Annotated in this window: 8 protein-coding genes; 6 read left to right on the top strand and 2 right to left on the bottom strand. The window is 62.2% G+C overall.

What is annotated here, in order from left to right:
• Positions 1 to 1,090: 1,090 nt before the first annotated feature.
• Positions 1,091 to 1,357, bottom strand: a complete 267-nt coding sequence (gene rpsT / locus ACST81_RS22500) for a 30S ribosomal protein S20 (RefSeq protein ID WP_113106264.1) — start codon at positions 1,355 to 1,357, stop codon at positions 1,091 to 1,093.
• 202 nt (positions 1,358 to 1,559) lie between these two features.
• Positions 1,560 to 2,450: a bifunctional DNA-formamidopyrimidine glycosylase/DNA-(apurinic or apyrimidinic site) lyase gene (gene mutM, locus ACST81_RS22495; RefSeq protein WP_438750720.1), complete on the bottom strand. Its 891-nt coding sequence runs from the start codon at positions 2,448 to 2,450 to the stop codon at positions 1,560 to 1,562.
• A 189-nt stretch (positions 2,451 to 2,639) separates the two neighbouring features.
• Here mutM and ubiE point away from each other — a divergent pair, with 189 nt between their 5' ends.
• The 6 genes from ubiE (at position 2,640) to ACST81_RS22465 (ending at position 9,718) form a co-directional block, all read left to right on the top strand.
• A complete protein-coding gene (gene ubiE / locus ACST81_RS22490; RefSeq protein WP_438750718.1) occupies positions 2,640 to 3,416 on the top strand; it encodes a bifunctional demethylmenaquinone methyltransferase/2-methoxy-6-polyprenyl-1,4-benzoquinol methylase UbiE in 777 nt (258 codons plus the stop codon).
• A 206-nt stretch (positions 3,417 to 3,622) separates the two neighbouring features.
• Positions 3,623 to 5,197, top strand: coding sequence for a 2-polyprenylphenol 6-hydroxylase (gene ubiB / locus ACST81_RS22485; protein WP_438750715.1), 1,575 nt, complete (start codon positions 3,623 to 3,625; stop codon positions 5,195 to 5,197).
• A gap of 144 nt (positions 5,198 to 5,341) precedes the next feature.
• Positions 5,342 to 5,593, top strand: coding sequence for a hypothetical protein (locus tag ACST81_RS22480; protein WP_438750713.1), 252 nt, complete (start codon positions 5,342 to 5,344; stop codon positions 5,591 to 5,593).
• A 233-nt stretch (positions 5,594 to 5,826) separates the two neighbouring features.
• The gene (gene macA / locus ACST81_RS22475; protein ID WP_438750711.1) at positions 5,827 to 7,080 is read left to right on the top strand and encodes a macrolide transporter subunit MacA; all 1,254 of its coding nucleotides are present in this window, start codon (positions 5,827 to 5,829) and stop codon (positions 7,078 to 7,080) included.
• A 10-nt stretch (positions 7,081 to 7,090) separates the two neighbouring features.
• Positions 7,091 to 9,037 carry a MacB family efflux pump subunit gene (locus ACST81_RS22470; protein ID WP_438750709.1) on the top strand — a complete coding sequence of 649 codons (1,947 nt, stop codon included), beginning with the start codon at positions 7,091 to 7,093 and terminating at the stop codon, positions 9,035 to 9,037.
• A 216-nt stretch (positions 9,038 to 9,253) separates the two neighbouring features.
• Positions 9,254 to 9,718, top strand: coding sequence for a nucleoside deaminase (locus ACST81_RS22465; protein ID WP_438750708.1), 465 nt, complete (start codon positions 9,254 to 9,256; stop codon positions 9,716 to 9,718).
• Positions 9,719 to 9,865: the final 147 nt, after the last annotated feature.

The raw sequence follows: 9,865 nt of genomic DNA, 5'->3' as shown, positions 1-9,865 counted from the left end.
GTCGCCTTTTTCCCCCGCCGAAGCGTCAGACTGCTGAGCCATCTGACGCGCATTCTCCCCGTTCTCGAACACAATCGCCGCCGTCACCGAATTACCAAGCATATTGCCGCCTTCCAATATCATTCCGCGATACCGCCATTGCTGCCGGCATCAACCCTTTATGTTCGTTCCGCGCGGCCCTTATTCAAGGCATGCCGCCGGGTTCAAACGCTCGCCGTGCCATTGAAGGATCCTCATTTCCCTCTTTGGCGCGGTTTCCGTACAAAACCGTTCGGCTGCCAGCCAAACGCTTGTCCCGCTTGTACGGTTCATTTCGAAGGGCACCCGGGCTTCGTCGCCGAAATCCGCATGTCCCGCCTGCTTGTTACCTCGGCCTTCCCAACCCTCGTTACAGACGGTCAGGCCGATCCGCCGACAATGCGTCCTCATTCGCATTCCCGCCGATATCCGGAGCCGCTTGGCAAAAGCCGTTGCGACACCCCGGTAGCGTTTCTCGCGGTTCCTGGGTTCCTGCAACCAGAGATCGAAAAGTTTCATTCCGGGCAAGAACCTTGCGCGGTTGAAACCATCCAATTCTGATTGATGGAACGTTGTGGAACCACCCCGTCACAAAAGGCTGAAGTGAATCGCGCCATCCGTTGAAGGGTGGCCCTTTCATCTTGTCCACAGGTATGTCCCGCGCCTTCTGTGGGAAGCATTTAGGCAGGATCGTGATGCAAGATCAATCGCGAATTTTGCGGTTCGCGAGCCGTCAGCCGTTGACTCTCATAGCGTGTCCTGCATGGGCGGAAGGGCGCCTGGAGAGAATCGCTTTTGAATCAAGGGCTTTGTTTTTCGGGGTGGAAGTTAGCTGGCGAAAAACAAAAAAAATAAAAAATGTCTTGACTCGCCACACACCTTAACGGGCCTCGACTGCTGCGCTGCACTTGCCAGCATCCTCTAGCAAGTCGTTGATTTTAAATTAAAAAATTTGTCATTGCAGTGACATAATCAAAAGCGGAGGGTTAACCATGGCAGGCGCCTGAAGCTTGAATCCGAAAAGCCCGGCCAAAGGCCGGGCTATCGATTAACGAAAAATTAGTGAGCCGGATTAAGCCGACAGGGCCTTCACGCGGCTGGCCAGGCGGGACACTTTGCGCGATGCCGTGTTGGCATGGACAACGCCCTTGGTGGCGGCGCGCATCAGTTCCGGCTGGGCTGCCTTCAGGGCTGCCTGGGCCAGTGCCTGGTCGCCCGAAGCGATGGCTTCTTCGACCTTGCGGATGAAGCCGCGAACGCGCGAACGGCGGGACTTGTTGACTTCCGTGCGGCGGGCGATCTTGCGGGTCGCTTTTTTCGCCGAAGTTGTATTGGCCATTTGGTGTCTCTCTTCGAAATCTGACAAAAACTCACTACCGCCGTGCCGGGTCACTGCGACCTGTCGTCCGTGCAAGTAGGGAGCAATATCGGAAAACCTTGGAGCGGCTTTCCAAACTGTGGGCGGCATATAGCCTTAAACATGGCTCCCGTCAACGCGCTATTTTGCAAAACTGGGCGGACAGACCGGGGCTCAAGCAGCGCTATTTCTGGCATTTCGGACAATAGAAGGTCGAGCGTCCCGCCTGGACGACGCGCGCGACAGTGCCGGCGCAACCGGGCGTGCGACACGGCTCGCCCTCGCGGTCGTAGACGGAGAAGGAATGTTGGAAATAGCCGAGTGTGCCGTCGGTCTGGATATGGTCGCGCAACGAGGAGCCGCCGGCTGCGATCGCATCGGCGATGACGGCGCGGATGGCTTCGGTCAGAACAACGAGCGGCTTCTTCGGCTTACCCTTGCCATCGACCAGCGTGCCCGCCGCGCGCATCGGCGAAAGGCCGGAGCGCCAAAGAGCCTCGCACACATAGATATTGCCGAGCCCGGCAATGTTCTTCTGGTCGAGCAGGGCGGATTTGAGCGGCTGCGCCTTGCCGGCGAACCGTTTCGCCAGATAATCGGCGTCCAGCACGTTGCCGGTCGGCTCTTCGCCGAGGTCGCGGAAGAAGGCATGGTTTCCCAGCGCCTCGCGCCGGGTCACGTCCATGAAGCCGAAACGGCGCGGATCGTTGTAGATGACGCGGGCGGGGCCTTTTACCGTCTCCAGATGGAAGATGACATGGTCATGCTTCTCGTCCTTGCCGCGCGGATGATGGAAGTCGCCGGGTGTCTCCGAGCCCGCGCCTTCCTCGACCCGAAACGAACCGGACATGCCGAGATGTGCGATGATCACGTCACCGCCCTCGAGATCGATCAGCAGGTACTTGGCCCGCCGGCCGAGCGACAGGATGCGCCTTCCCGATACCAGCGTCGAGAAATCGGCGGGAAAGGGAAAGCGCAGGTCCGGCCGGCGCAGTTCGGCGCGCACCAGCAGCGACCCCTCCATGGCCGGCGTCAGGCCGCGTCTGACAGTTTCCACCTCGGGAAGTTCCGGCATCTCAGTTTCCTTTCCATCGGCCAGATGGCCCGCGCCATTTGGCAATTCCCTTCGCCGCGCACATATCCTATAGGAGGGCCAGCTAGAGACGGGCGGGAATGTCGCAGGCGGCATCTGCCGCAGAGATAGCGTGGATCAGGCGAATTCGCTATGGTCTGCCGAAATGAGATCGAACCGGAGTATGTGTTGATGACAGGTGAGCGGACGTCTGCCGATGGCGGCATGGAAACCTCCTACGGTTTTCGCCAGGTCGGCCAGGGTGAGAAGCAGGCGCTCGTCAACGATGTCTTCCACAAGGTCGCCAAGCGCTACGACATCATGAACGACGTCATGTCCATGGGCCTGCACCGGGCCTGGAAGGACGCGATGATATCGGCTCTCAATCCGCGCCGCTCGGAGGACTACAAGGTTCTCGACGTTGCCGGCGGCACCGGCGATATCGCCTTCCGCATCGTCGAGGCATCCGGCCGCAAGGCCCATGCGACGGTTCTCGACATCAACGGCTCGATGCTGGCCGTCGGCGCCGAGCGCGCCGAGAAGAAGGGCCTCTCGCCCAATCTCACCTTCGTCGAGGCCAATGCCGAGGAGTTGCCGTTCGAGGCCAATTCCTTCGACGCCTACACGATCGCCTTCGGCATCCGCAACGTGCCGCGCATCGATGTGGCGCTGACGGAAGCGTTCCGGGTGTTGAAGCGCGGCGGCCGGCTGCTGGTTCTGGAGTTCTCCGAAGTCGACATGCCGCTGCTCGACAAGGTCTATGATGCCTGGTCGTTCAACGCGATCCCGAAATTCGGCAGGATGGTCACGGGCGATGCGGAACCCTATCAGTATCTGGTGGAATCGATCCGCAAGTTCCCCAACCAGCGCGATTTCGCCGCCATGATCACCAAGGCGGGCTTCTCGCGCACGACCTTCACCAATTACACCGGCGGCATCGCGGCCCTTCATTCCGGCTGGAAGATCTGACGCATGGGTTTTCTCGTCTTGAAGCGCGCTGAGCGTCTGCCCCTGCGCGACGGACTTCGATCGCATGCGGAAGTGCGGCGAATTCCCTCTTCTCCCCAGCGGGGAGAAGGTGGCCCGAAGGGCCGGATGAGGGGGGCCGAAGGCCAACTCTGCGTGGCTCCGGCTTCGCCTGCGCCCCCCTCATCGCCTCGCTTACGGTGGACATCGTGAGCACGCCCGGCGCCTATGCGCGCCTGATCCGGATCGGCTGGGTGCTGGTGCGCGAAGGTGTGATCTCCGCTCTGCCGTCTGAAAACCTGCCGATGCTGCCGCGTGCGGCGCAGTCCCTTGCCGGCCTCTTTGCCCGCCGCCGCGCGATCGATGAAGATCGCAGCGACCGTCTGGCCCGCGCCATCGAGCGCCTCGGTCCTTCCTATGTGAAAATCGGCCAGTTTCTCGCCACCCGTCCTGATGTGGTCGGGGCGGAATTCGCCGAGGATCTGTCCTTCCTGCAGGATCGCATGGCGACCTTCCCGGTCGAGGCGGCGCGCGCGACCATCGAGGGTTCGCTCGGCCGTCCCGTCTCGGACCTCTATGTCCAGTTCGGCGATCCGATCGCCGCCGCCTCGATTGCCCAGGTTCACCCGGCCGTGGTGCTGAAGGACGGCATCGAACGACAAGTCGCGGTCAAGGTCATCCGCCCCGGCGTGCGCCAGCGTTTCGCTCATGATCTCGAAGCGATGTTTCTCGTCTCGCGGCTACAGGAACGTTTCCTGCCGCATACCCGCCGCCTGCGCCCGGTCGAGGTGACGAAGACACTGGAGCAGACCACCAAGATCGAGATGGATCTGCGCCTTGAGGCGGCGGCGCTGTCGGAACTTGGCGAAAATGCCGCCGATGACCCCGGCTTCCGCGTACCCACCGTCGACTGGGAACGCACCGGCCGCGATGTCGTGACGATGGAATGGATCGACGGCATCAAGATGTCTGATGTCGAGGGCCTGCGCCGCGCCGGTCATGATCTGAACGCGCTCGCCGATACGCTGATTCAGTCTTTCCTGCGCCATACGCTGCGAGATGGCTTCTTCCATGCGGACATGCATCAGGGCAATCTCTTCGTCGATCCGAAGGGCATGATCGTCGCCGTCGATTTCGGCATTGTCGGCCGGCTCGGCAAGAAGGAGCGGAGGTTCCTGGCCGAAATCCTCTATGGCTTCATCACGCGCGATTATCGCCGCGTCGCCGACGTGCATTTCGAAGCCGGTTACGTGCCGGCCCATCATGATGTCGCAAGCTTTGCCCAGGCGATCCGCGCCATCGGCGAGCCGATCCACGGCCAGCCGGCCGAGACGATCTCGATGGCCAAGCTGCTGACCCTGCTGTTCGAGGTCACGCAACTGTTCGAAATGGAAACGCGGCCGGAACTGGTCATGCTGCAGAAGACCATGGTGGTCGTCGAAGGCGTCGCCCGCACGCTCAATCCGCGCTTCAACATGTGGAAGGCGTCGGAGCCGGTCGTGGGCGGCTGGATCCGCGACAATCTCGGTCCCAAGCGCATTGTCGGCGATGTGAAGGAAGCCTTTCACGCCGCCGTCAGGCTGGCCGAGGCAGCCCCGGAGATCGCCGCCAAGACCGAGAAATTCTCCCGCGAGATCACCGCCATGGCGGAAAACGGCCTGCGCTTCGATGCCGAAACCGCCGAAGCGATCGGCCGCTCGGAAGCCCGTCACAATCGGTCGGGCCGGGTGGCGCTCTGGGTCATCGCTCTGGCATTGGCTGTCATTGCCTGGAAGCTGTTCTGACAGGGGCCTCGCCGACGCGGGGCTTCGTTCGTTCACCAGCCATCAAATCCTGTTCCCTTTGGAACTTCGCATCTCTCCGGAGTGTGGAATTGTCTGTCTCAAGGATGAGGCGGGCTCATCCAGCCCAATCAAGGAGAGACGACCATGCGTAAACTGATCATTGCTTCCATCGTTGCCGTTGGCGCGGCTCTTTCGTTCGCAGCACCGTCGCAGGCCGGCGGTTATTACGGCGGCGGCAGCTATTACGGCGGCTACGACAACGTCGATCACTACTACGGTCACAAGCGCCATTATTACAAGAAGCGTCACTACGTCCAGAATTGCTGGATCAAGAAAATCCGCAAGTATGATTACTACGGCAACCTGGTCGTCAAGCGTATCAGGGTCTGCAACTGATCCGGCCTCCCCGGACGCATTCCCTGACGAAAACCGGCGGCTCTCCCGCCGGTTTTTTCGTTGTTTCAAGCAATAGACGAAATGCCGCGAGCGATTGGGAAACATTTCGAAACCAAAAAGCGGAAAGATTACAAAGATTTCATGTCGCCGGACTTCATTCCGGCGCAGTTCCGACCTAGCTAAATCCTGAGACGTGCGGCAAGCGTGCCGCTTTTGTTCGAGAGATGCTTGAGATGGCGGACGCCACCCGTAAAATCATGGCCCCGGTCGAGACCGAGGGCACAACCGTTCCGGAACCCGCCTTCGTGCCGAGAAAGCGTCGGCGCTCGAAAGCCCGGTGGCTGGTGCCGCTTGTATTGATCCTCGCCGGAGCGGCCGGCTGGTACGGCTGGTCGACCTATGGCAACGAAACCGCGGCGGCAACGGTGGTCACCGAAAATCCCGTGCGCGGCGATATCGAAAACAGCGTGACGGCGTCCGGCTTGCTCAGTCCCATCAAGGATGTCGATGTCGGCGCCCAGGTCTCCGGCCAGTTGAAGAGCCTGAAGGTCGAGATCGGCGACAGCGTCAGGCAGGGCCAGTTGATCGCCGAGATCGACAGTGCCTCGATCGAGACCCAGATCGAGATCGCGGAAGCCGAGCTTGCCAACCTGCAGGCGCAGATGATCGACAAGACGGCGCAGGTGGTTCTGTCGAACGCGAACCTCACCCGTCAGCGCGCGCTTGTCGCCAGCAACGGTGCCGCGCAGTCTGCGCTGGACGAGGCGGTCGCCGCCCTTGCCACGGCGGAAGCCAATGTCGATGCGCTGAAAGCCCAGATCCGCAAGCAGCAGGCGACCCTCAAGGATGCCCGCATCAGCCTCGGCTATACCAAGATCTACGCCCCGATGAGCGGCACCATCGTCGAGACCTCCGCCAAGGAAGGCCAGACGCTGAACGCCAACCAGACGGCGCCGACCATCGTCACCATCGGTGATCTCTCGACCATGACCGTCGAGGCCGAGGTTTCCGAGGCCGATGTCGGCAAGCTGAAGGTAGGCATGAACGCCTATTTCACTTTGCTCGGCCAGCCCGGCAAGCGTTACCCCGGCACTCTACGGCAGATCAAGCCGACGCCGTCGACCGAAAACAATGTCGTGCTCTACTACGCCCTGTTCGACGTGCCCAATCCCGACGGCAACCTGATGATGAACATGACGGCGCAGGTCTTTTTTGTGCAAGCATCGGCTGAAAACGTGCTCACCATCCCTGCCGCGGCCGTTCGTTTTGATGTTGATGGCACTTCCGGCGACGTCACGGTCGTCACGGCATCGGGCGCCCGCGAAACCCGCGCGGTCGAGACCGGCATCCGCAATCGCGTCCGCGTCGAAATCACCAAGGGCCTTGAGGAAACGGACGCTGTCGTGGTCGGAGCCGGCTCGGCTGGCAAGGCCGCTTCCTCCAGCCGCAACAATTCGCGCCGCGGCATGCCGCCGCCGATGTTCTGAGGTTGAGCCGATGACAGCGCTCATTTCGCTCAAGGATATCCGCAAGACCTTCGTCAATGGCGATGTCGCCGTCGAGGTTCTGCGCGGCGTCTCGCTGGATATCCAGCCGGGTGAATTCGTCGCGATCGTCGGCGCCTCGGGCTCCGGCAAATCGACGCTGATGAACATTCTCGGCTGTCTGGATACGCCGACCGGCGGCCAGTATCTGCTCGAAGGCGAGAATGTCTCTGATCTCGATCTGGATGAACTCGCCGCCCGCCGCCGCCAATTGTTCGGCTTCGTCTTCCAGAGCTACAATCTGGTGCCGACGGCAAGCGCCCAGGAAAATGTCCAGATCCCCGCCATCTATGCCGGCATGCCCGCCCGCGACCGGCAGGAACGGGCGGAAATGCTGCTGCGCTCGCTGAGACTCGGCGATAGGCTCGATCACCTCCCCAACCAACTCTCCGGCGGCCAGCAGCAGCGCGTGTCGATCGCCCGCGCCCTGATGAACGGCGGCCAGATCATTCTCGCCGACGAACCGACCGGCGCGCTCGACAGCCAGAGCGGCAAGGAGGTCATGGCCACCCTGCGCGAGATGAACGAGCGCGGCCACACCGTCATCATCATCACCCATGCGCCGGAACTGGCGGAATCGGCCGATCGCGTCATCGAGATCAGCGACGGCCTCATCGTCGCCGATCGCATTCCCGGCAATGTCAGGCGGATCGGCCGGGCGAAGCCGAAATTGCCGGCAAGGGCCGACGGCAAGGCGGCCATCGTCACCGATGTCGCGGAAGCCGTACGCATGTCGTTTCGGGCTCTGCGGGCCAATCTCTTCCGCACGATCCTGACCTTGCTCGGCATCGTCATCGGCGTCAGTTCCGTCGTCGCCATGCTGGCGATCGGCACGGGCGCGCAGGATTCGGTGCTGAGCCGGATCGCCGCTATGGGCTCTGACCTGCTTGTCGTGCGACCCAACATGGCCAATTTCCGTGGCGGGGAGGGAGGCAGCATCGTCTCGCTCGTCCCGTCCGATGCGGATGCCATCCTCGAATTGCCGAATATCGGCTTCGCTGTGCCGGAAATGTCGAGTTCGCTGACGGTGCGCGCCGGCAATCTGGATACGCAGACCACCGTCAACGGCACGGTGCCGCAATTCCCGGAAGCCAAGTCCTGGGATGTGGAGGAGGGTACCTTCCTCGGCAAGGACGACATGGATGCCTATGCCAGCGTGGCCGTTCTCGGCCGCACGGTCGCCGACACGCTGTTTCCGGACGGTGCCGATCCGCTCGGCCAGTATATCCTGATTAAGAACATCCCGTTCCAGGTGATCGGCGTCATGGCGAGGAAGGGGGCGACCGCCGGCGGCAACGATCAGGACGATACGGTGCTGGTACCGCTCTCGACCGGAAACCTCAGGCTGTTCGGCGCCCGGAACGTCCGCTCGATCACCGTTCAGGTGAAAGACGACAGCGCTATCAACCTGACCCAGGACCAGATCCAGGCGCTGCTCGACACGAGACATAAGCGGCAGGACACCCAGATCACCAATCTCGCCGCCATCCGCGAGACCTTCACCGAAACCTCCAACATCCTGAAGATTTTCCTCGGCTCGATCGCCGCAATCTCGCTGCTGGTCGGCGGCATCGGCGTCATGAACATCATGCTGGTCTCCGTCACCGAGCGCACGCGGGAAATCGGCATCCGCATGGCGACAGGCGCGCGCTCGCGCGATATCCTCACCCAGTTCATCGTCGAGGCGCTGGTCGTGTCCGCCCTTGGCGGCCTGATCGGCGTCGGGCTGGGCCTCGGCATCGGCGGCATCGCCAAGGCCTTCGGCATCGCCGTCAGCTTCGCCCCCGGCCCGGTCATCCTCGCCTTCGGCAGCGCCTTCCTCACCGGCCTCGTCTTCGGCTACCTGCCGGCCCACAACGCCTCCCGCCTGCAGCCGGCGGTGGCGCTTTCATCGACGTAATTGGCGGTGTTGCAGGGTGCAGGGCAATGTTGCCCGAGATTGCCCCTCACCCTAGCCCTCTCCCCGCTTGCGGGGAGAGGGGACGACGGAGGTTGCGGCACGGTCCTTCTCCCCGTCAAAACGGGGAGAAGGTGGCCGACAGGCCGGATGAGGGGCAAAGCCAAGTTGACGCCACAAACCCATCGGGTCCACACTCTCCGCCAAAGGAGAGCACCCATGTCCGACGATGATCGTTTCATGACGCAGGCCATTGCCCTGGCGCGGGAGAATGTCCACAGGGGCGGCCGGCCGTTCGGGGCGGTGCTGGTCATGGATGGCGAGGTCATCGCCACCGGCGTCAACGGCGTGATGGAAACGCATGACCCCACGTCCCATGCCGAACTGGTGGCCGTGCGCATCGCCTCGCACAAGCGGCAGTCGCCTATCCTCAAGGGCGCGAAAATGTATGCCAGCGGCCATCCCTGTCCCATGTGCCTTTCCGCCATGCGCATCGCCGGCATCACCGACATCGCCTATGCCTATTCCAACGAGGATGGCACGCCCTACGGCCTGACCTCGGCGGCGCTCTATGCGGATCTCAGAAAGCCGCTCGCCGAACAGGAGATGACCTTCACCTATCAGCCGCTGCGCCCGGCGGGCGAGGAGGATATCTACGAGTTCTGGAAGCACATGCAGGGATAGGAGAGACCGGCAGCAAAACCGCCGGATCACCCGAGGGATCTCGACATGACGCCGCCCGCAGCCGGACGGGCGGCCCGGCGTGAACGATCCCTGTCGACGCCCGATTGCCTCGCTGCCGCCGGTAAAGTAGGGTCCGGCCGATTGGGC

This window comes from Pararhizobium sp. O133 (genome assembly GCF_051669845.1).
GTDB lineage: Bacteria > Pseudomonadota > Alphaproteobacteria > Rhizobiales > Rhizobiaceae > Pararhizobium.
Note: the sequence above shows the minus strand (reverse complement) of the source record. Positions and strands in the feature narration are given on the sequence as shown.